Source organism: Nitrincola schmidtii (assembly GCF_008973715.1).
GTDB classification, from domain to species: domain Bacteria; phylum Pseudomonadota; class Gammaproteobacteria; order Pseudomonadales; family Balneatricaceae; genus Nitrincola; species Nitrincola schmidtii.
The window spans coordinates 238,074-260,909 of record NZ_WBOL01000002.1 but is presented as its reverse complement, the minus strand read 5'-3'; the positions used below and the strand labels follow the sequence as shown (position 1 = coordinate 260,909).

23 protein-coding genes are annotated in these 22,836 nt (G+C 47.2%); 1 reads left to right on the top strand and 22 read right to left on the bottom strand.

What is annotated here, in order from left to right:
• Window positions 1–39 precede the first annotated feature (39 nt).
• Entirely contained in the window at window positions 40–1,734 is a 1,695-nt protein-coding gene (locus F7R24_RS03020; protein WP_151669760.1) for a sigma-54-dependent Fis family transcriptional regulator, read from the top strand.
• A 28-nt stretch (window positions 1,735–1,762) separates the two neighbouring features.
• Here the strand turns inward: F7R24_RS03020 and F7R24_RS03015 are convergent, their stop codons facing one another.
• From F7R24_RS03015 to F7R24_RS02910, 22 genes are all read right to left on the bottom strand, one after another.
• The gene (locus F7R24_RS03015) at window positions 1,763–1,954 is read right to left on the bottom strand and encodes a 2-hydroxymuconate tautomerase (protein WP_151669759.1); all 192 of its coding nucleotides are present in this window, start codon (window positions 1,952–1,954) and stop codon (window positions 1,763–1,765) included.
• A gap of 79 nt (window positions 1,955–2,033) precedes the next feature.
• The gene (locus F7R24_RS03010; RefSeq protein ID WP_151669758.1) at window positions 2,034–2,849 is read right to left on the bottom strand and encodes a SphA family protein; all 816 of its coding nucleotides are present in this window, start codon (window positions 2,847–2,849) and stop codon (window positions 2,034–2,036) included.
• A gap of 44 nt (window positions 2,850–2,893) precedes the next feature.
• A complete protein-coding gene (dmpH, locus tag F7R24_RS03005; protein WP_151669757.1) occupies window positions 2,894–3,685 on the bottom strand; it encodes a 2-oxo-3-hexenedioate decarboxylase in 792 nt (263 codons plus the stop codon).
• Window positions 3,685–4,722, bottom strand: coding sequence for a 4-hydroxy-2-oxovalerate aldolase (gene dmpG, locus F7R24_RS03000; protein WP_151669756.1), 1,038 nt, complete (start codon window positions 4,720–4,722; stop codon window positions 3,685–3,687). The genes dmpH and dmpG overlap by 1 nt, the downstream gene beginning before the upstream one ends.
• A gap of 14 nt (window positions 4,723–4,736) precedes the next feature.
• Complete coding sequence (locus F7R24_RS02995) at window positions 4,737–5,648, bottom strand: acetaldehyde dehydrogenase (acetylating) (protein ID WP_151669755.1); 912 nt, start codon at window positions 5,646–5,648, stop codon at window positions 4,737–4,739.
• Window positions 5,649–5,700: 52 nt separating this feature from the next.
• The gene (gene dmpE, locus F7R24_RS02990) at window positions 5,701–6,486 is read right to left on the bottom strand and encodes a 2-oxopent-4-enoate hydratase (RefSeq protein WP_151669754.1); all 786 of its coding nucleotides are present in this window, start codon (window positions 6,484–6,486) and stop codon (window positions 5,701–5,703) included.
• An 11-nt stretch (window positions 6,487–6,497) separates the two neighbouring features.
• A complete protein-coding gene (locus F7R24_RS02985) occupies window positions 6,498–7,958 on the bottom strand; it encodes a 2-hydroxymuconic semialdehyde dehydrogenase (RefSeq protein ID WP_151669753.1) in 1,461 nt (486 codons plus the stop codon).
• 63 nt (window positions 7,959–8,021) lie between these two features.
• Window positions 8,022–8,945: a catechol 2,3-dioxygenase gene (locus tag F7R24_RS02980; protein ID WP_151669752.1), complete on the bottom strand. Its 924-nt coding sequence runs from the start codon at window positions 8,943–8,945 to the stop codon at window positions 8,022–8,024.
• 26 nt (window positions 8,946–8,971) lie between these two features.
• On the bottom strand, window positions 8,972–9,292 hold the full coding sequence (locus F7R24_RS02975; RefSeq protein ID WP_151669751.1) for a 2Fe-2S iron-sulfur cluster-binding protein: 321 nt from the start codon (window positions 9,290–9,292) through the stop codon (window positions 8,972–8,974).
• Window positions 9,293–9,310: 18 nt separating this feature from the next.
• Window positions 9,311–10,372: an NADH:ubiquinone reductase (Na(+)-transporting) subunit F gene (locus F7R24_RS02970; protein WP_151669750.1), complete on the bottom strand. Its 1,062-nt coding sequence runs from the start codon at window positions 10,370–10,372 to the stop codon at window positions 9,311–9,313.
• Between the two features lie 10 nt (window positions 10,373–10,382).
• On the bottom strand, window positions 10,383–10,745 hold the full coding sequence (locus F7R24_RS02965) for a phenol hydroxylase subunit P4 (protein WP_151669749.1): 363 nt from the start codon (window positions 10,743–10,745) through the stop codon (window positions 10,383–10,385).
• A 61-nt stretch (window positions 10,746–10,806) separates the two neighbouring features.
• Window positions 10,807–12,309, bottom strand: a complete 1,503-nt coding sequence (locus F7R24_RS02960; RefSeq protein WP_151669748.1) for an aromatic/alkene/methane monooxygenase hydroxylase/oxygenase subunit alpha — start codon at window positions 12,307–12,309, stop codon at window positions 10,807–10,809.
• Window positions 12,310–12,337: 28 nt separating this feature from the next.
• Complete coding sequence (locus F7R24_RS02955; RefSeq protein WP_112158466.1) at window positions 12,338–12,607, bottom strand: MmoB/DmpM family protein; 270 nt, start codon at window positions 12,605–12,607, stop codon at window positions 12,338–12,340.
• A 10-nt stretch (window positions 12,608–12,617) separates the two neighbouring features.
• Window positions 12,618–13,604, bottom strand: a complete 987-nt coding sequence (locus F7R24_RS02950) for an aromatic/alkene monooxygenase hydroxylase subunit beta (protein ID WP_151669747.1) — start codon at window positions 13,602–13,604, stop codon at window positions 12,618–12,620.
• 27 nt (window positions 13,605–13,631) lie between these two features.
• Window positions 13,632–13,940: a phenol hydroxylase subunit gene (locus F7R24_RS02945; protein ID WP_151669746.1), complete on the bottom strand. Its 309-nt coding sequence runs from the start codon at window positions 13,938–13,940 to the stop codon at window positions 13,632–13,634.
• 259 nt (window positions 13,941–14,199) lie between these two features.
• On the bottom strand, window positions 14,200–15,243 hold the full coding sequence (locus F7R24_RS02940; protein WP_151669745.1) for a succinylglutamate desuccinylase/aspartoacylase family protein: 1,044 nt from the start codon (window positions 15,241–15,243) through the stop codon (window positions 14,200–14,202).
• A gap of 2 nt (window positions 15,244–15,245) precedes the next feature.
• The gene (rimK, locus tag F7R24_RS02935; RefSeq protein WP_151669744.1) at window positions 15,246–16,151 is read right to left on the bottom strand and encodes a 30S ribosomal protein S6--L-glutamate ligase; all 906 of its coding nucleotides are present in this window, start codon (window positions 16,149–16,151) and stop codon (window positions 15,246–15,248) included.
• A 178-nt stretch (window positions 16,152–16,329) separates the two neighbouring features.
• Window positions 16,330–18,666, bottom strand: a complete 2,337-nt coding sequence (locus F7R24_RS02930) for a DNA polymerase II (RefSeq protein WP_151669743.1) — start codon at window positions 18,664–18,666, stop codon at window positions 16,330–16,332.
• Window positions 18,659–19,654 carry a diphosphomevalonate decarboxylase gene (mvaD, locus tag F7R24_RS02925; protein WP_206057460.1) on the bottom strand — a complete coding sequence of 332 codons (996 nt, stop codon included), beginning with the start codon at window positions 19,652–19,654 and terminating at the stop codon, window positions 18,659–18,661. The genes F7R24_RS02930 and mvaD overlap by 8 nt, the downstream gene beginning before the upstream one ends.
• A gap of 39 nt (window positions 19,655–19,693) precedes the next feature.
• Window positions 19,694–20,647 carry a mevalonate kinase family protein gene (locus F7R24_RS02920; RefSeq protein ID WP_240775954.1) on the bottom strand — a complete coding sequence of 318 codons (954 nt, stop codon included), beginning with the start codon at window positions 20,645–20,647 and terminating at the stop codon, window positions 19,694–19,696.
• Window positions 20,625–21,617, bottom strand: coding sequence for a mevalonate kinase family protein (locus tag F7R24_RS02915; RefSeq protein WP_151669741.1), 993 nt, complete (start codon window positions 21,615–21,617; stop codon window positions 20,625–20,627). Before F7R24_RS02915 ends, F7R24_RS02920 begins: the two co-directional genes overlap by 23 nt.
• On the bottom strand, window positions 21,617–22,822 hold the full coding sequence (locus tag F7R24_RS02910; protein WP_151669740.1) for a hydroxymethylglutaryl-CoA synthase: 1,206 nt from the start codon (window positions 22,820–22,822) through the stop codon (window positions 21,617–21,619). The genes F7R24_RS02915 and F7R24_RS02910 overlap by 1 nt, the downstream gene beginning before the upstream one ends.
• Window positions 22,823–22,836 lie beyond the last annotated feature (14 nt).

Sequence of the window (22,836 nt, the reverse complement as noted above, 5' to 3'; positions counted from 1 at the left end):
GGATAAACACCTATAATAAATACAAAATTTGGGTAAATTATGTCTAATAGCAGTTTGGCATTTCCAGACCTTAAGCATTTAGTTGAACAGCTTCACTTCAACCCTGAGGAAGGCAAAATTTGGCTCGCAGAACAGCGAACGGTGCTGATGGGATTAGGAGCCTTGTCGAGCTTCCGTAAGGAGATCATTACCACGCTGGGTATGGAGCGTGGCAAGGGCTTCTTTATGCGTCTGGGCTATTACTCTGGTATGCGTGATGCTGAATTAGCCAAAAAATTGAATCCTAACGCCACACAGGATGAAGCCTTTTTGACTGGCCCTCAACTGCACTGCTTGCGCGGCATGGTTAAAGTGATTCCCAAGGTTCTAGAGTACGAACCAAGTAATAAACATTTCTATGCCGAGTTTGAATGGATCGATTCATTCGAAGTCGAAATTTGTCGTATGAGTTTAGGTCAATTAAATGAACCTGCCTGCTGGATGCTGCTGGGTTATGCCTGCGCTTACTCTAGCCATTTTACCGGACTCGATATTCAGTTTCGTGAAGTGGAATGTCGAGGACAAGGGGATCAACATTGCTATATTGTTGGCAAAGTGGCAACCGAGTGGCCAGATCATGAAGAGTTTAGCCATTTTTTTAGAGAAGCACCCTTAATCGATGAGCTGTATGAGCTTCAATCACGCATTGCGGATTTAGAGCAAAGCTTAGGTTTTCCCGAAGACCTACCCAGAGCCATCGGTGAAGCACCGCCCTTTACTAGTGCATTAGAAATGATTGATCGTGGAGCTAATGCAGAAGTGACGATGTTACTGATTGGTGAAACCGGGACAGGTAAAGAAGTCTTAGCCAGACGTGTTCATAGTATGAGTGCGCGAAAAGAAGGGCCTTTTGTTGCAGTCAACTGCGCAGCTATCCCTCCTGAACTGATTGAGTCCGAACTCTTTGGTGTCGAGAAAGGTGCATTTACCGGTGCTACCCAATCACGTAAAGGCCGGTTTGAACGAGCTAATGGCGGCACCATATTTTTGGATGAAGTGATTGAGCTTTCTCCAAGGGCACAAGCAGCACTGCTTCGTGTCATACAAGAAGGCGAACTTGAGCGTGTCGGTGATGATCAAACTAGGCAAGTCGATGTGCGCATTGTTGCAGCCACCAACGAAGATTTAGCCGAAGCGGTTAAAGCAGGACGTTTTAGAGCCGATCTTTTCTATCGTATCAACGCCTATATGGTTGTCATCCCTCCCCTTCGTGAACGCCAAAATGACATTGCATTATTGGCCGAACACTTTCGGAAACGCTACGAAAAGCAGTACCGTAAAGTCACACTAGGTTTTAGTGATAGAGCGCTTTCAGCGTTACATGAACATGACTGGCCAGGCAATATTCGTGAGTTAGAGAATACCATCGAACGAGGAATTATTCTGACCGATGAGCATAGCTCGATCACTGAGCAAAGTTTATTTAACCTACGCTTGGCTCAAGACAAGCCTGAGTCCAATAGGGTGCGCAAAATTAACACGGCTTCTGGACAACTTGAGAACGCATCGATCAACAACTTGGTATTAGACTCACTAGCTGAACAAGCTTTGTCACATGAGATCAGCATTGAAGCGGTTGAAAAAGCGTTAATTGACAGAGCGATGAGTAAGTCGGATGGAAATATCTCTGCAGCAGCTAGATTGTTGGGGCTAACGCGAGCAGCATTAGCCTATCGGTTAAAACGAAGTGAGTAGGTGAATCTTAAGACTAGGTGGAATGACGTTATCGTCCTAACGCCTTAGCCGATTTTCCAGCGATACCAAAATGCTGCTTTGGCATCTCGGTGATAATGACACGAACCGCCTCAATAGGTGCGTCTAGGGATGTAGCGATAGACTCAGTGACCGACTCTATCAGACGTTCTTTTTGTGCATCACTGCGACCTTCCATAATGTAAAGCTGAGCAATTGGCATATTTACCTCCAAAAGCGGATTCATCATTTACTAAGTGATAATGACTAAGATAATGATGAATCCGCATTGAAAAGAATAATCAGAACACTTTCGTTAGCGCGACTCTAAACTTCGTGCCTTCAAAACCTTGTTTGACGCTATGTTCTTTATAGACACCGGCATCGATTCCCATCATCAGTTGTGGCCAGAAATAGCCTGCTGAAACACCCACCGCATGAGTTTCTGACTTCCCGCTCTCTAACTCCCAACGACTGTAGCCTACCAAGCCTAGATCCAATAATCCTTGATGCTTACCTAAGCCCCATTCAACGACTAACTCATCATTCACACTGCTTTTATCTGCGATTTCATAACGCGATAAAGCAGATAAAGAGAGATCTTTTTCATCGTTGAAGAAATAGGTGCCACCCAGTGTCAGCATCAATTCGGTATAACCAAATCCGGGATCTGCTGGACGACTGCTTTTGCCAGTAGGACTCCAAATACCAGCGGCAGCGACTGCATCCCAGCGATCACCATGCCAACCGATTAAGGAACCCACAAACAGGTCACCGAGTCCGGTTTGTTTGTCTCGACCTCCAATCGTTAAATCAGTTCTAACCATAGGCAAAATTGCCTCAAAACCTAGTTGACCGCCCAGCACTTCAGTTTCGGTGACCCAGATAAAACGGTTTGCTAGAGCATCGACTTTAACACGTGTCTCTGTATTAGGAGGTAATGCAACACCTTTGAGTTTATCTGCATCATAATGTACAGCATAACCGCGGTAATATACGCCGGGTGGTGGAACAACCGCTGACTTCACACCTTCAATGCCGGGCACATACTGGCCAGCTTGAGTAACCAAGGGAGTAAGTAGTAGAGATGCTAACGCAACAGCTTTAGTCCTATTCATGACGTTTCCTTTATTAATGTTATTGTTGGAATATAAAGTTCAGGTTAAACAAACTTGGCGCTAATCGTTCCCAGATCCTGATAACGGATATTGATCGAATCACCTCGGTTCACTGTCACAGCAGCCGTGATACCGCCCGTCATAATGAAGGTTCCTGCGGGAATCTCTTCACCACGCTCTCCCAGCATATTCGCCAGCATGGCGACTGAGGCTGCAGGGTGTCCGAGTACGGCAGCACCCGCACCAGTGGCCACCACTTCGCCGTTGATCTCCATCACCACGCCTAAGGTGGTCACATCCACATCTTCCAGACGGGCCATGCGACCGCCGGTGATAAAGCGAGTCGAACTGGAGTTATCCGCAATCACACTCTTCAGGTCGAACTTAAAGTCTTTGTAACGTGAGTCGATGACTTCCACGGCAGGAATGATAAAGTCAGTGGCGCGCATCACATCACCGATGTGAACTCCAGGACCTTTTAACGGCGATTTGGTGACAAAAGCGATTTCCGCTTCGATCTTGGGATGGATCAGTTCATCCATCTTGATCTCGCCGCCTTCCGGCACACTGAAGTAATCGGCTAGGTACCCATAGCACGGGTGTTCCACACCCATCTGTGCCATTTTCGCCCAAGAGGTGAGGCCCATTTTCATGCCCACAATTTTATGGCCACGGGCTTCTTTGCGACGTCTGACTTCCCACTGCACATCAAAGGCATCTTCGTAGGTCATCTCAGGATATTTATCGGTGACCTTGGTGATTTCGTAGGCTTTCAGTTCAGCCTCTTCACAGTAGGTCGCCAGCTCTTCAATTTGTGCACGTGTTAGATTTCCCATTACTTGGCTCCTTGGGCTTGTTTCTGTTTCGCCATGGTGAGGGCAAGGTCTTCGATCATATCTTCCTGTCCACCCACGGTACCGCGACGACCGAGTTCTACCAAAATGTCACGAGCTTGAATGCCGTATTTCTTCTCAGCGCGTTGCGCAAACAGCAGGAAGGAGGAATACACACCGGCATAGCCCAGTGTCAGTGCATCACGGTCAACGCGAATGGGTTGATCCATCATCGGAACAACCAGATCTTCGGCCACATCCATGATTTTGTAGAGATCAATTCCGGTGGTGACCTGCATGCGGTCCAGTACGGCACAGAAGACTTCTAAGGGGGTATTCCCTGCCCCAGCGCCAAGACCTGCAACCGAGCCATCGATACGTGTCGCGCCGGCTTCAATCGCAGCCAGTGAGTTGGCGATACCCATGCCTAGGTTATGGTGACCGTGGAAGCCGATCTCGATGTTAGACGGCAGTTCAGCTTTGAGGAGACCTATTCTGGCGCTCACATCATCCGGCAGCATGTAACCCGCAGAGTCAGTCGCATATATACAGTTCGCGCCATAATCGACCATCAATCTGGCTTGTTCGAGGATTTTTTCCGGTTCAACCATGTGCGCCATCATTAAGAAGCCCACGGTGTCCATCCCCATCTTGGCCGCCATGCCGATATGTTGTTCAGATACATCGGCTTCGGTACAGTGGGTGGCGACACGAATGGTGCTGACACCGCAGTCTCTCGCCATTTTCAGATGATCGACCGTGCCGATACCGGGTAATAGTAATGCAGAGATTTTGGCATTTTTCATCTGCGGGATCACGGCATTGAGGTACTCCTCATCACTGTGGGCAGGAAAGCCGTAGTTGACCGACGCACCACCGAGGCCATCCCCATGAGTGACTTCGATTAAGGGCATCCCCGCTTCATCCATCCCTTTAGCGATCGCCACCATCTGATCAACGCTGATTTGATGACGTTTGGCATGCATCCCGTCACGCAAGCTCATGTCGTGCAGGGTGACCTGTTTACCTTGTAAGTTCATTGTTATTTCTCCCCTTAGCCACGTGCCGGTAATGTGATCACGCCATTGGCGGCTTCTTCAGCGAACATCTCAGCCGTGCGAAGGCCTGCCGCGGTCATGATGTCGAGGTTGCCTGCGTATTTAGGTAGGAAATCACCAAGGCCTTCCACTTCCATAAAGCAAGACACGCGATTGCCATCAAAGACCGGACCATTGACCAAGCGATAGCCGGGTACGTATTTCTGTACCTCCTTCACCATGGCATGCACCGATTCGGTGATGGCCGCTTGATCCGGTTCGCTCTCGGTGAGGCAGTGAATGGTGTCACGCATCATCAGTGGCGGTTCAGCGGGGTTAATGATGATGATCGCTTTCCCCTGCTTGGCACCGCCGACTTTTTCCACGGCACTGGCGGTGGTACGGGTGAACTCATCGATATTCTGACGAGTCCCAGGACCAACTGAACGTGAGGAAACGGTGGCGATGATTTCGCCATAGGACACGGGCTGTACCCGTGATACGGCCGCCACCATCGGAATCGTCGCTTGTCCACCACAAGTGACCATATTGACGTTCATCTCCAGGTTCTTGGCATGATCGGTCAGGTTCACCGGTGGCACGCAGTAGGGACCAATCGCGGCGGGTGTCAGGTCGATCATGATGACGCCCAGCTCATTTAGCTTGCGGCTGTTTTCGGCATGCACATAGGCGGAGGTGGCATCAAAGGCAACGCGGATATCGTCTTCGATCACGTAAGGCAAGACACCGTCTACACCGGTCGCACAGGTTTTAATGCCCATTGTGGCAGCACGCTTTAAGCCTTCGGATTCGGGGTCGATACCAACCATCCACACCGGTTCAATCCATTCTGAACGCTGCATTTTCATCAGCAAGTCGGTACCGATATTGCCGGGACCGATGATGATCGCTTTGAGTTTTTTACTCATGATTTATATTCCTGTCGTTATACTGTTCGCTGAGTCAATCAAGTGTGTCGGATCAAACAAAGCGCACTGAGGCCTTACCGATGCCACCGATACTCAGGCTCATAAAGTCACCTGCCTGAACAGGTTCCAGGGGCACCAATGATCCCGACAGAATCACTTCACCGGCTTTTAGTGGAATACCGAAATGACCCAAGGTATTCGCCAACCAAGTGACACAGTTCACAGGGCTTCCCAGAGCAGCGGCACCGGCACCGGTGCTGATCACGGAACCATTCTTCTCCACCACCATACCGCAGGTGGCTAAATCGACTTTGCGCGGATCGACGGCACGATCACCCAGTACAAATAAGCCACAAGAAGCGTTATCTGCCACGGTGTCTTGGATCTTGATCTGCCAGTTCTCAATGCGGGAATCGACCACTTCAAAGCAAGGCATCACACATTCGGTGGCCGCTAAGACATCGGCATTGGTGATACCGGGGCCTAACAGGTCTTTTTTGAGGATAAAGGCGATTTCACCTTCGGCACGCGGTTGCATTAAACGCGTGGAGATCGGCATCTCTTCGCCTTGGCTAAACGCCATGGCATCGGTCAGATAACCAAAGTCCGGTTGATGCACATTCAGCATGTTCTGTACCGCTTTTGAGGTCACGCCGATTTTTTTACCAATGATGCGCTCACCGGCATCTAAACGACGCTCTAACATACGTAATGAGATGTTATAGGCATCGTCGAGAGTGATGTCACTGAAGCGTTCAGTTAAAGGGCGCAGGGCTTTGCGCTGCACCATCGCTTCAAAGAGTTCATCACCGCAGGCTTGAATCTGTTGCTTGTCCATCGTCGTGATCCTTATAGCTTGATACAGATGTTTTTGAGCTCGGTGTAAAACTCCAAGCCATGCACGCCACCTTCACGACCGATGCCAGACTGTTTTGCACCACCGAAAGCGGTGCGCAAGTCACGTAGGAACCAAGAGTTCACCCACACCAGACCGGCTTCGATCTGTTCTGCTACACGAATGGCGCGAGAGGAGTTTTCAGTCCAGATGGCGGCAGCGAGTCCGTATTCCGTGTCGTTCGCCAGCTGAATCGCTTCGTCTTCGGTATCGAAAGGACGGATATGACAGCAAGGGCCAAAGATCTCTTCACGAATGACGCGGGCATCATCGGATAGACCTGTCCAAATAGTGGGTTCAATCCAAGCACCAGCATTCATCTCTTCGCCCATATCCGGAATACCCCCACCGATTTCAACGGTGGCACCTTCTTCCACAGCCAGGTCATAGTAGTACTTCACCTTGTTGCGATGCTCTAAGCTGACGAGCGGACCAAAGTTGGCGGCAGGATCTTCAGGTCGACCCAGTTTCAGCTTGGCCACCTGCTCTTTCATGCGCTTAAGGAAGGCGTCATACACTGGACGTTCGACGTAGACACGCTCGGTGCCCAAGCAGACTTGACCGCAGTTCACAAACGCTGAACGCATGGTGCCTTCCACCGCTTTTTCCAGATCGCAATCGGCAAACACGATGGCTGGGTTTTTACCGCCCAACTCCATGGAAATATTTCGCAGGCCTACAGAAGCGGCTTTCATAATCGCTTCACCAGTACGCGTTTCACCGGTAAAGGTAATCGCATTGACTAGGGGATGCGTGGTTAAAAACTCACCTGCGGAGTTGGGACCAAAGCCATGGATTACATTAAAGACACCCGGCGGTACACCACATTCATTCATCACCTCACCCAGCAGGGTGGTGGTGGCTGGAGTCTCTTCAGAGGGCTTAACCACTACGGTATTACCGCAAGCTAAGGCAGGGCCGACTTTGAAGGTCATCAACAGCAACGGCAGGTTCCACGGACTGATGACAGCGATGACTCCTTTCGGGGTACGTTGACCGACATTCAATGCGCCTAACCCATCGGGTGTATCCAACTTAAAGGCTTCTGTGGGATGGTTGGCCAGCGTTTCAGAAAAGGCTTTAAAGTTAGCAGCACCGCGTGGAATGTCGATGTGGCTAGCGATGCTGTAAGGTTTACCGGTATCGCGGCACTCTGCCTCTAAAAACTCATCGAAACGCTCATTGATTCGCTCGGCCACGCGGTTCAACATCGCGGTTCTATCGGCTTGGGTCATCTTACCCCATGGGCCTTTTAACGCCGCTTTAGCCGCGTTTACCGCTTGGTCGACTTCTTCACGGCCCGCTTCATGCACCTGACCGATCAGGCTGTTATCCACGGGACAGCGGTTTTCGAAGGTTTTTCCACTCGCGGAAGCAACATAGGCTCCGTTAATGAAATGTTTGAATTCGTTCATCGTGTTTTCTCATACACAGACTAAAGAAAGGTGCTAATGACGAGCCAAAAGCACCGTTTAAGATCAGGTCAACGCTGTCAAGAAACGCTCATTCAGTTGACGATCATGGTAGAAAATCGCTTTACCTAACTGTTCAGCTTTCCACGTCACGGTTTCATGGTCTGGGTAGTGATAGTCACCACCGGCAAAAACTTCGTTACGGTTACCTGATGGATCAAAGAAATAGATAGTTTGCCCATGGGTTAAACCGTGACGAGTGGGTCCAATATCGATAGAGGTATCGGTCATAGAAATTAAATCAGCAGCTTTCAAGACATCCTGCCAAGTATCCAGATAGAAAGAGGCGTGATGGAACTTGTTCTTTTCAGGGTGCTTAATAAACGCCACATCATGTGCTTTCATTGAGGCGGTTAAAAAGAGTGCGATGCGATTACCTTCAGGATCGATGACTTGTTCTGACAGATCAAAACCCAGCACATCACGGAACAGGGTGAGATTGCCTTCTAGGTCGTCGCCATACATCAAACAGTGATCAAAGCGAGTTGCTTGCATGCCTTTTAAACCACGTGGCCAAGCTTCTGGGTTAACGTTATTGATACCCCATTTACCAGTTTGTTCTTTAGTGGCGAAGAGTTCAAAAGTATGCCCTGTGGGTACAACAAACTGCATACGACGACCACAGTCTTTCAAATCGCCGGCAGGCAGCTCAGTGACAGTCATCCCTAATGCACGAATCTCTTCAGCCAAGCTATCCAATACAGCCTCGTTCAGACATTTGAAGGCCATGAAATCCATGCCAGGTTCATCTGCTTCTTTAAGGATAACGGAGTATTTATCCACTTCCGTCCAAGCTTTAAGATAGACGCGACCTTGATCATCAGAATCCATCTCGATTAAACCCAGTAGGTCCACATAGTGTTTACGGGCTTCTTCAAGATCCAATACTCGAATTTGAACATGTCCTGGACGCATTACACCTTTTTTCATGATCGTTTCCTCTTATATTTTTTATGTCACGCAGTTTGTTGTGTTGATAAATCGTTGAAGTGGTCTGATTCAATCACCAGATCACTCTCTGGAAAGACTCGACAGGCTAGGGCAAAACCCGCCTCTGCTTCATGTTCCTTGATATGGGCTTTACTCATTCGCTTAGTGTGAAAGGCGCCTTCCAACACCTTAATTTTGCACAGTCCACAACCACCACCTCTGCAACCTACCTGAATGGCCTGTTGACACGCCTTCTCCATCGCGTGAAGCAGCAATTCACCTTCGGGAACTGAAAATGCTTGCTGTCGGTTGGTTACCTGAATCTGAAAATGACGTTGGGCATTCATCTCATCAGACCCTCATGCCTAAATTCGCTTAAACAGCGCTGATCGCGTTTCGGAGTCAGCACCATCAGCAGCCGTTAGGAATTTTTCCATATGGATATCCGCTTCAAAGACACGACCTTGCATCAAGGCACTGATAGCAGAGTCGATCATGGGTGGAGGCCCACATAGATAGGCTTTATGGCCTGTAAATTTACCGTCAAAGTGATCAATGGCGGCTTCATGAACATAACCTGTAAAACCTTGCCACTGATCCTCAGCCGTTGGGGCGTTTAACGCTGGGATGTAATGAAAGTTACTGTGTTTCTCAGCAAGCTCGGTTAACAAGACACGGTTGTAAAGTTCCGCCACATTTCGTGCACCTTGGAACAGATAGATTTGGCGTGTATCACCTTGCTCTAGCAGATCCAAAATCATTGACTGTGGGCTAGATAAACCTGATCCGCCGGCAATAAAGATCACATCTTTAACATCGGACTTACGCACAAAGAACTGTCCGTAAGGACCTGAAAGTGACAGTTCATCACCCTCTTTTAAGGTTTCATGCAACCAAGTCGTCGCCGCACCGCCAGGAACCAGACGCACATGGAGTTCCACAATCGAAGGATCCGAGGGTGAGTTCGCAATAGAAAAGGCTCGACTGCCTTGCACGCCCGGTATCTCAAGATTGATATACTGCCCAGCCTGAAAGGTGATTGGATTATCCAATTTCAGTGTGATGCCTTTAATCGTCGGTGACAGATCGACAGTGCTGATGACCCTGGCTGTGAAATCTTCAACCGAGTAGCCTTCGAAGTCAGGATCAACATCGATATCCGCTTCTATCACCAAGTCGGATTCCGGAATGGCACAACAGGCCAGCACCTTACCCTCATCACGCTCTACATCCATCAGGGCAAAGGGTGACGCATTACCTAGATCTGCATCCCCTTCCACGACTTGAACTTTGCAGGTGCCACAAGTGCCATGACCACAGGCAAACGGCAACCAAACGCCTTGACGGAGCGCAGCATCCAAGATGGTTTGCCCCTCTTCCACTTCGATCACATCACCTGTAGGTTCAACTGTCACTTCGTAAGTCATGACCTGCTCCTTAAACCGCTTTGCCCTGAAACCCTGTCAGCTCAGGTGTTTGGAATCTCAATACCGATTTATGACCGACACCTTGTGCTTGTAGTGATTGATTCAGATCGGGAGTGAAAGGCTGGTTATCCAGCAACCAAGTGGCTGTTTCCCAATTGATCTGGGTGAACTCTTCATGCAAGCCGAAAGCTTCGGGCATCACCTGATTACGCAACTCGGCAAAGGTCATGGTCGGTGGAAGCGCATAAGCAAAAGGCGCACAGAACATCAAATGACGATCCCAAGCGACATACACAATTTGATTACCGTGAAAATTTTCAACTCTGTCTCGTGCCTGCACTTTATAGTCAGGCGTAATAGCTCTTACTGACATAATCGTTTCCTATCTCTGGAGCCACCGAAGTGGCTCGCATCTTGAATAACTCTGAGGAGAATTAAGCGACACCTTTCCACTCTTTCCAGCGCTGCTCATCGGGTGAGCCCTTGATGTCCAAGTTGTCAGCACCGAGGTTAAGCTTGTAGTAGTCGCGCAGTACTTCTTCCACGCTGGCACCACCACAGTTACCTTGATAAATCTGATGCACAGGCAACCAGGACTGAACATACTTTTCAGGCTCTTGATCAAAGATGTGTTTGCAGCCATCAGAACAGAAGTGGTATTTCTCTCCTTCGTAATCGCTTGAGCGATAGGCAATTTGGGTAGGATCGTCCATCTCGGTAAAGCCCATCGGAATCTGACAGGTGGTACAGAGTTGCGGCAGCGCTTGGCTATAGAAGCGTTTACCTTCCGCTTCCATTTTCTTGGCTAGTTCCCAACGGGGACGATAATATTTGTCAAACGTATCGGGATATTTCTCGCTTAACCAATCCATCTCTTCGTCACTTGGAATCCAGGTATGGAAACCGGCTGCATGGCCGTAGTTGTAGAAGATCCACCATGCTTGATGCGAAATGTGCTCTTTCTCTTTCTCTGTGGTTTCAACAAACTTCGGCATACGGATACCGTAGCGAGCTAAATCTTTGAATAATGCCCCGCCGGCCTCTTCAAAATAAACTTCCCAAGCTTCTTTCCAGGACATCACTTTGTTTGGCAGCATGTAATCCATCATCATCGCAACAATGGAAAGCAAGCGAGTTCCACGCCAGAACCACTTGTCGATCCACTTCTGCACGATTGGCACGTTGTCTTCGTGTTGTTCCAGCAGGAACTTGATGATTTCTAAGCCTAGCGTCATGTGACGAGCTTCATCAGACTGAGCAGAGAAGCCAAAAGTACAGGTTGCCATATCACCGTTATGGGCAGCACCGGACATGAACGGAACAAACAATAAGTTCGTTAAGACGTATTCAAAACTAAAACTGATCGCAATCAGGAACTCAAATGGCCCCGCACTGCGCGCATCGTCAAAGAACGATTTCGGCACTGACAAGTACCACACGCGATCATGCATGTGCGTCCAATCCTGGAAGCCATCAAAGTACTTGTTGTAGTGGCTCATGGCGTGAATCTGCGTTTGCACATGACGCAATTCATCGATTGATTGCATCTGGCAAGCCACACGAGCACCGGCACCGCCAAACTGACGACCGACATGGGCATAACCTTGGTAGGCTTGATACTCTAAGGGAGAGACACCGGTTAAAAAGATTTTAATGGCATTAACATAACGCGCGTCGGTCACATTTAAATGGCCATTATTTTGGGCAAAAGCATCAAATATGGCGTAAAGTTTTTTCTCTTTTTCAGCCTGATATTTCCAGTAGGCATCCATGGTTAATCTAAAGGGATCTTCCCATTTAGACCAATCCGTAATTTTAATGCCTTCAAACTCTTCATAAGGAAATGCTTTTTTACGATCTGCGTAAGAGTATTCCCAATCAAGATCTCGTGTTAATAATCTGTACTTATCTTTTAAATTAAGTTTTTTAGCTGACATTTTCTGACCCTTTTTATTTTAATAACAATCAAACATTCCAGCTTAAACTGAGCTGATCATCATCTTCATCGACATTGCCACCTAGCGTGATGAGATTGAGATGCAACTCTTGGACATTCCAATCACGTCCCATTTTTTCTTCAACGGTTTCCCGTTTTACGATGAGGCTATTTTCATTTTCGATTCGGATCATCGCTGGATGATGTATCACCGTCGCATCTGGGTTATCTTCTTCGATGGCTTCAATGATGTAGCGAGATTCATCATTATCTTGTAACGCAATATAAACTTTGGACATGCTGAACCCCTTAGGCTTTAATTCCGGCTTTTTTGATGCGCTTTTCAAGCTCTGCGACCGCCAGATCGAGCGCTTCTGGTTCAAGCAGTTCTTTAATAGCAGGTCTTAAAGCTTCTAGTGTTTTCGCTTGCCATTTCTCAGTCCAAGCATGAAGTAGGGCTTTATTTTCATCCGATTCTGAGACGACCGTTTTCAGCACTGAGTCGAACCATTTGCTAACATCCTTGTTCCATGCCTGCATAAACTCGGTCAACATAGCGATATCACGACCACCCATCGCCGAGAGTTTGCCATCCAGTTGTTCGTAGAAAAGGTTGAAAATCAGCGTATCCATCACCAGGTTTTGCGCCAGCACCACTTCAAACCAATCTTCAACGGTCGTCATCTCCTCGCACAGCGCACGCATACCTTGCCATGCAGGATTTTCCATCCAGTGCTGCTTAGATTCGATTAACGATTGTCCGGTATTACCGTCGATCATTAGGCCGATACGTGATAAGTATTGAGCAATACCTAAGCGATCCATGGCGTTATATAACAGAGCTTGAGTTATCGCCGTACCATAACCAAATGCACAGCCATACATATTGTTTAAGTTGGCGGTATTCTCAATATGTCTTAAAGGGATTAAATAAGTAATGAGCAAGTTTTTGACATCATCACTTAAATAGTCTGCCAAGTTACGTTTTTCAAAAAAGCCATAACTGCTTTCTGCCGCTTCCTGCATTTTGGCGCGTTGTTGAACATAAGCACCATAATAGAATTGACGGGGATCTTTTAACGCATACCAATCTTCCATCACGATTTTGGTACGGTTTTTATCATTCAATTCAAATTCAGGTTGCCATAATGGACGATAATGAAAGTTAGTTTCTGCTTGCAGGTCATAAGTAGCTTCCTGATAACGTGAAGCAGGTTTATCACCAAATCGACGTTCGATATTGGCGAAAGTATTGCGCACTGGCTCCAGTGTTGACGTTTTAATTTCAATGGTCATAAGCGTCACTCAAAGTTGATGTTATTGTTATTCAACAGAACGGTTGTGATTCTTGCTCATTAGCGTGTCTTCGCCGTAACGCCACTTTTCTAATTCCGCATCAACTTCGGCCATCTGCTCATCGGTCATGTGAATGACGTGATTGTTTTTGCAGAAGGCTTCAAATGCGACGGGTGGCATAATCAGCTCAACAAAAAGAGAGGGATCTTCGATCGCAAAATCGAATTCGACAAAACGGGCACCCGGCTCACTACGAACCCGAATGTATTTTTTCAGGCCATCGACACCTGTTCGAGGACGGGGCGAGGGATTGTGGTAAACATGCAAATCTGGCATTGCGTAACCTCTGACTTTTTATGTTGTTATGTCGTCATTGTCAGAAGTAATAGAGCAAGGGCTGTGCCAGTTTCTGAAACTAGCAACTCAATGTAATTTTTAAATATTTAATATATTGAAATTTAATGATTTTTTTACAAAGAAGATGATAGGGAGGTTTTTAGAGGCGATGTTGAAGTAGATCACTGAGGTAGGGAAGATTAATGAAATGATGAATTGATCAACGTGGTTTCATCATTTCATTAACTGATAAAGAAGATCACAACAGATCCGCAAAGGGATGATTGTCGGCTTCTAAAGACTCATGAAAGGTTTCCACACGATCTGCGACGAGATCGGTACGATGAAACTGGGCAATATGAATCAGCGCATCACCTTCGTTCACCAAAGGTAGTTTCAGCTGACCAATAACGATGCCACTCATGGGTGACCAAATCTCTTCTTCCGACTCTCCGAAAGGATCTGCAACCACACCCAGTAGGGTTTGATCTCGTGTGACGCGATCACCTTCTTTGACATGCGCACGGAAGATGCCACTTTGTGGGGAACGGACCCAATTGCTAGAGCGGGCAACGATCGGATCTTTAAAACCCTCTTTACGAGATTTAGGTAACATTTCTAAAGCACGCATGACGCTAAGAATGCCATTCACACCTCCACGAATGGAAACTTCATCAAAACGTAAGGCTTCACCAGCTTCATAAACCAGTATCGGCGTTTTCTTCTCAAACGCGGTTTGACGTAATGAACCTTCACGCAAAGGGGCATTTAAGATAACCGGCGTTGAAAAGGCTTTTGCTAAGGCCAGGGTCTCAGGATCGTCCAGGTTGCCACGAATATGTGGCAAGTTATAGCGATTGAGAGCCCCAGTGTGTAGATCGATACCATGGGTGGCTTTACTGACAACTTCTTTTAAAAAAAGACGTGCGGTTCTGGCCGCTAATGAACCTTTGGGTGATCCAGGAAAACTACGATTTAGATCGCGTCTGTCTGGTAAATATCGACTTTGATTGATAAAACCAAATAGATTGACGACAGGCACAGCCATCAGCGTGCCTTTCATTCGATTCAGTGCCGGTAAACGCATCAAACGACGAATAATTTCTACACCGTTGATTTCATCACCGTGTAAGGCGGCACACACGAACAATACCGGACCGGCTTGTCGACCACAGATCACCTGAACCGGCATGACAGCTGGGGTATGGGTATAAAGCTTTCCCACTTCCAAATCGACTGTGCATCGCTCTCCTGGTTGGACTGTCGTTGCTCCAACCGTAATTGGCTGATTGCGCCGCCCCATACTTAACCCTGCCCTTTCGTTTGCGTACGATTAGGTTTAGCATTTTTTTCAATAAATTCAATAATCAAACTAGCGACATCTTTACCTGATGCCGCTTCGATCCCCTCTAAGCCCGGAGATGAATTCACTTCCATGACAACCGGTCCATGGTTAGATCGCAATAAATCCACACCACAGACATTCAAACCCATCACTTTGGCAGCACGCAAGGCTGCAGTGCGCTCTTCAGGTGTAATGCGGCACAAGGTGGCGGTACCACCACGATGAAGATTGGAACGAAACTCCCCATCTTTAGCTTGGCGTTTCATGGCAGCAACAACTTTTCCACCGACAACAAACGCACGAATATCACTGCCTTTTGATTCTTTAATAAACTCTTGAACCAAAATATGCTGTTTCAATCCCATAAATGCTTGGATAACACTTTCAGCGGCTTGATGAGTTTCAGCCAATACCACCCCAACACCTTGCGTACCTTCCAGCAGCTTAATCACTGCGGGCGCGCCGCCCACGATGCTTAATAGATCTTCAATATCATCAGGGGAGTGAGCAAAGCTGGTAACCGGTAAACCTATGCCTCGTCGAGATAGTAACTGCAAACTACGTAATTTATCGCGCGAACGAGAAATGGCCACAGACTCATTCAGTGGATACACATTCATCATCTCAAACTGACGCAATACAGCGGTGCCATAGAAGGTGATTGAAGCACCGATACGAGGAATAACCGCATCAAAGTCTTCCAACACTTCTCCCCGATAGTGTATCTGTGGATTATGCGCTGCAATGTTCATATAGCAGCGTAAAGCATCCACCACTCTAACTTCATGGCCACGTTCTTTAGCTGCTTCAACTAATCGACGGGTAGAGTAAAGTTTAGGGTTACGTGAAAGAATCGCTATTTTCATTCAATGACTCCGCCGTCGACAACCAATGGGAAAACAACCATTGTTGAGACGGTGTTGAGGTATTATTTAGTGTAGTGTTAATCAGCGAAGGCCGATGGTCAATTACAGGATAGATAAAGCTGAAAACCCTGAACAGGTTAGACTATTGTAGCCTGTCTTCACCCTCAATGAACAGTGCTTAAAAGAGGGAAAGTTGTGGGCGTGTGAGTCCTTCAAACGTTAACCCAACAAAAGGCAAAATACTGTCTGCGACAGGAAGTAATTGCTTTTCAATATAATGTTGATAATCAATCGGGGAATGCCTTAATTCAACCGCTTCAGGACCTTGAGTGGTCATCACATAAGCAACCGTATCACCTTGATGCAAGGGAGATAACAGTTTTTGTTGCTGATAATGGTCGGATAATTGGCGAGCGGCCCGAACATGAGGCGGCACATTGCGTTGATAACTGTGTAGCGGCCTGCGCAAGCGTCGATGATATACCAGTTGATCGTCTAGCTTACCCGCTAACAAAGCATCTACTCGCTGCTTAATTAAGCCTTCACAGGGCTGATCATTAAAAATCTGTGCATAAAGGTCTTGCTGAAAATCTTTAGCCAAACGCGTCCAATCACTGCGCACATTTTCCAAACCTTTAAAGATAAGCTGTTCTTGTGCATTGCCAAGCCAACGCAACCCTGCATAACGTTTTTTGCTGCCAAGCTCTGAATCTCTCATTCTCGGCATTAAAAAGCGACGATAGCAGGTCTCATATTGCAACTCCAAGGCTGAGGATAGCGCATAATCCTCTAATAGCTTTTGTTGCCACCACTCGTTTAAACGAGTCGCTAACGTTGGTCCTACGGCATCGGCTTCTTTTGCTGTTAAATCATCACCTAGCCATACAAAGACGGAATCGGTATCCCCATAAATCACTTGATAACCAAACTCGGCTTCAATTTGAGCGGCAGTTTCGGTCAAAATTTGTTGGCCACGAAAGGTAATGGATGCAGATAACCGTTGATCGTAAAACCGACACACATTAGAGCCCAGCACACCATAACAGGCGTTCATTTGAATTTTTATGGCTTGAGAAACCGCTTGATGCCCTGCACGTTTGGCTTGATCTCGCGCAACCCAAAGACGTTCTATGATGTCCGGCAAGATCGCTTGCTGACGATTAAACTCAGCACCCAAATATCCAGGAACGGTCGACTCACCCTGCTGTTTCGCTGCTAGGCCTAGGGTTAATCCAAGCGGATCGATTTGAAAAGTACGAATAATACTGGGATACAGACTTTTAAAATCTAACACCAACACATTACGATAAAGACCCGGTTGTGAATTCATCACATGACCACCCGGGACATGAGCACCAGTCTCACCCGATGCGTATTCAGGTGCAACGTAACCAGCTCGATGTAATGCAGGCAGATACATATTATCAAACGCCTGAGCAGAGCCACCCACTTTATCCAACGCCAAACCGGTTAAGCGCGTACGTTCGATGTAGTAATCGATCAAACCGGTTTTTTCAAAAATCTCCGTGACTAAACGACAGTCTTCAAGATTGTAATGTGCCAAGGCTTGCTGATCATTGGCATACATGCATTGTATCGATGCTCCTCGATCGGCCACGGAATCTATCGCTTTACCTCGGTTTAGTAAGGCCTGTGCCACAAACTCTAATGAGTAGCGCTCAAAATGCCACGTCGCTCCTTTCAAGCTATCGATACCATCCAATACCACTCGCCCAGTTAAACGAGCATAGTGCCGATTGGTGCCATAGCTACCCACTTTGAGTGGTTGCTGGTCACGCCCTAACATCAATCGGACACCCAAGGCCTCTGAGCGTTGTTGTAGCACTTTTAGATCAAAACCTATCACGTTCCAGCCAATCAATACGTCAGGATCTAGGTATTGAACATCGGCCATAAACTGCTTCAATAAACGTGCTTCATCAGCACAATAGCGAATAACAGGATCTTCTCTTTCCTCTCCAACCATTAACACCTGAGTCGACCTTCCACACTGATAGGCGATCGAAAGAATTCGATCGGCACGCAGGGTGGTTTCAATATCAAAAGAGAGGACTTGTAGTTTAGGGTGATAATCTGCAGGAATGAGTCGAGATTTCTGATCTAGCGTTACCCACTGTGCTCCGGCATAGATAAAGCGCTCCATTAGATAGCGATCCACTGGACGAATATCTTCCTCCATCATCGCGATTCCCTGCTCGCGCAATCGATCAATGACACTGCTCAATGCAGATAAGCTAGTCGTATAGATCGCCGCAACAGGCTCGTTGCGAAGATTTTTTAACGCTAAGGATTGATAACGCCATGCTGAAATCTTGTGTAACGCTGTTTGGATCTGTTCAAGGTCTTGTTGGCGAACAAAGAACACCGCTTCTTGATCAGAAATGGTAATGCACTTAGCACCCTGATCCGTGACTAACCAATAACTCAGCTCTATTCCTTGTGCGGTATCCCGCTGATGTCGAGTCAGCGGAAAACCGATAACGCTGTTAGCCATGACCAAAAGGCTGAATCACTTCCATTTCGGGGAAATAACGCATCAGTGCATCTAGCTCTGTTTGTAAGAACAGCAACTTCAAGTTAGGTCCTGCATCCATGGTGAAGTAGCAAGATAAACCCTCTTTTCGCAGCTTCCAGATGCGCTGCATCATTGCCAAAGACTCTGGCTGCCAGTAGACCAGAGGTGGCCAAGAAGCAATCATCGTCGCGTGCATGGCCAGTGCATTATGCTCTGCGGTTTGACCTAAGCGCTCAAAATCTTTACTAGCAAGCGCCTGTTTAAGCTTTTCCAAGTCATGCGCCGCTTGAACTGGCCAACTTTGATACAGATGTGCGGTATCGACGGTACGCTGCATGCCACTGCGTGAATCGGTACTTTTCTCAGAAGCATCCACTTTGATGAGCCCCACGCAGAGTCCCGGCCAGGTGACAGGCAACTGAACTCCATGACTGTCCAATCCATCATCTCGCTGTCCCATTTGCCATTCTACAAAGCCTTTAAAGACAGAGCGACAAGCACTGCCACTGCCAAGGCGTGCCAATACCGATAGCTGCTCAGTGTTTAGATCCAATGCAAAACTTTCATTCGCTGCTTTGGCTAAGGCAGCAAACCCTGATGCCGAGGACGCTAAACCTGCAGCCGTTGGAATGGAATTACGTGTTGTGACACGAAAACTGCACCTTCCGGGTTGACGAAACAGATCTAAAAAAGCACTGACACGCTGGCAAAATGGAGAACTGGGTAATAAACGATCGCTGTTTAACCAAATTTCATCGGTAGGATAATCAATAGGAACAAGACGCGTGTGCGTTCCGAGATGACCCAATGATACAGACAACGATGCATTCATTGGTAAATTCAGTTGTTTATCACGCTTACCCCAGTACTTGCATAACGCGATATTACTGGGTGCAAACTGTTCTGTTGACGTCACGGGGGTGTTGCTCGGTGAAATCCAGTCTGCTAACACAGCCGATTTATCCATGCGATCCTCTTTATTATTTGTCATCTTTAACTTGGATGCTTACGAAACCTTGTCGTTCATCAGCACGCCATATTGAGCGGGGCGTATACTCAAACAACTATGCTTAGGCAACATAGTTGCTGGTTCAGTTCCAAGGGTTAATACACAATCACCTAAACCCGAACCTGATATTTTTGCTCCCAATACCTGTTGCTCTTGGCGCAGGGTATAAATCATTTCAGCAAGCGTAGCATCGCAAACGCCCAACGCATCCAGCAATCCTTGATAGACATTCATTAAATGACCAAATTCTTTCAGATCCTGCTGCTCAAGGGCAACAATGGCAGCACGAGAAGTGTCTCCCATCAACTGGTACAGCGATTGTTGCAAAACTGATCTAGATCGCCACTGCTGCTCGACCAAGGCTAATACATCCGGTGTTTTCATCTTGTAACCAGCGTAATAAAGGGCCAGCACTATGTTTTCAGGAAAAGCTACCGGTTTTATTTGTAAAGGCTGCTGGGTAAAACACACCACGCCACCCGCTAAACTTGCGGCCAAATCGGCACCCGAACCTCTTCCCTTTTGTACCTCGTGAATGATTTCAAGGCCTTGACGGAAATCACGATTAAGATCTGCATCAGTATTCGATAAGCGGTTAAGCAAGGTGACCATCGCAGCGGTAATGGCCGCAGATGAGCCTAAGCCAATGGTGGATGAAAACGCTGAATCGATGATCAGTTCGAAACCTGTATCTAAACGATCTTGATAGGCTTTAATCGCTGCGATCACAAAGCTTAAAGCGGGATCATCTATTAAGTCATCTAATGAAGCCTGATAATCACCCAAAGCACTTTGTATGCTGACGACTCGATCATCACGCAGCGTCACCTGGATCTCGATACGGACATCTAAGGCACACACCAAAGCGGGCTGACCAAAGAGAACCGCATGCTCTCCCATCAACATGGTACTTCCGGGCGCTGAAACCTTAAATGCTGAACGCTTGTGCACCTTTTAGCTCCTGACGAAGAACACCCCAATTAGCATCTTTTGGAAGATTGAGTTGTTCAGGTGAGTTAGCAGGTAACCAAGCGATGATTAGACCACCCGCATCACCACGGATACTTCCCGCACCTGAAATTTTAGCCGCTCCACCGAGTGATTCTATCTGAGTAATTAGCTGTTGAACCTTTTTGGGGACAACACCGATCTCACACAATAGACGATGATTTTGCTGTATCAACTGTCCACGCTGAGTTGCTGATGCGCTTAACCACTGTGCTTCAATATTAGCGAAAGCATCCCAAATAGGTGACTCAGTAAATTGCTTCCTTACCTTCTCAACACATTCACCCGTGGAGGACTCGGGTGTCCCTGTGAAAATCCAATAGCAATTGCTGAAATCATCACTAACCTGAACACTGTCCACATGCCCTTGTTTAACTCTGACAGTACCTCCTAAGATGACACTAGAGGCATCAATTAAACTACCCTTGCCATGCTGCAATCTTTCGCAAAAATGTACTTTATGCAGCAGTTCGGCCGTATCTGTAAATTGAGGGGTAAAAAGCTTCAGAATTAACGCAATAAACGCAGCAGAAGAACCCATCCCTGCACCAATCGGAAGATTAGAGCGCCACTTGACATCACCACTGGGGAAATCCGTGTGTTGAATTGCCTGGGCTAATGTATAGATGAAAAGCTCTGAGTTTTTCTGAACCACGTCTTGAATGGATAGTTCGCCTTTCAACCAGCGTTCATAGCGCTCATCTAAACGATCCACACAGCGTTTGAGATCATCTTCTTTGACACATTGTTGCTGTCCAGAAATTGGGTCTTTCCAGCGTAATGAACTGGAGTGATCGGCAATATAAAGCGCATGTATATGACGGTCCACTGCCATCGCTAACGCAGCCCCGCCATGCACAACGGCATGTTCTCCGGTGAGAATGACTTTACCGGGTGCAGCCGCTGCGTACATTAGCAGGGAATATATTCGCGTTTATGATGAGTGATCGCTGCCAACCTAAAACGACCTTGCGTGGTTTTAGGTATTTCGACACTTTCACCCTGTTGCGGATCAGGATAACGATATAGTGACAAATACTCTTCGTAATTAATCTCTTGGCGCTGAGCCAACAGAGACTGGTGGCGATCAGTATGTAAGCGATCTTGGTAGCCAGGTTGAATCTGGCCAGAAAAGAACTCTGCCACACAACCAGAACCATAACTAAAAAAGCCTATCTGTTTACCAGCAAGATCTTCTTTAAGATGATCTAACAAAGAGCATAAGCCAATGTAGATAGAGGCGGTATAGCTGTTACCAATCAACTGGTTATATTTTAGAGTTTCGGCAATTTGCAATTCAATCTGCTCGGGGGTCAAGGCACAGCGATTCAGCTTTGCTAAATGCTGATGTGCTTTTTGAGCCATACGACTGAAAGGTAAGTGATAACAAAAATAGCTGAAATCATTAAACGTGAGTGAACTCACTTCAGTAAAATGTTCCCAAGCTTTTTTCAACGAGCGCAGATAAATCTTGGTGGAATACTTACCATCCACCAGGGCTGTGCTGCGATAATTTGGACGCCAAAAATCCATCACATCGTCGGTATAATTACCGACATCAGGAGAAACGGTTAGTATGCTGGGATTCTGGCTGATTAGCATAGCCACAGCACCACAACCCTGCGTGGCTTCACCAGGTGTTCCTAAGTCGTAGCGAGCAATATCGGAAGCGATGACCAATACTTTGCTGTTCGGTTTTCTGGCAACCAAAGCACAAGCCATTTGCAACGCGGCAGTCGCGCTGTAGCAGGCTTGTTTCAGCTCAACAACGCGGCAATTTGAGTGCATATCAAGCAGTCGATGCACATACACACCTGCTGACTTGGATTGATCTATACCGGTTTCAGTTGCAAACAATAAGGTGTCTATCGCGTCGCGACCGACACGCTCAATAATCGGCAAGGCAGCATTGGCAGCCATGGTCACGATATCTTCGTCGGGTGCAGCCATGCCCATTTTTTCTTGGCCAATACCGACATAGTATTTTTCTAGCTCAGTCTGCTGCTGCTCCGCTAAGGTGCGCAAATCCAGATAGTAACTGGATGTATAAAAACTGATCTCGTCTATACCTACTGACGCTATACCTACTGACGTACCTACTGACGTACTTAATGACATAGTCGGTTGGATTC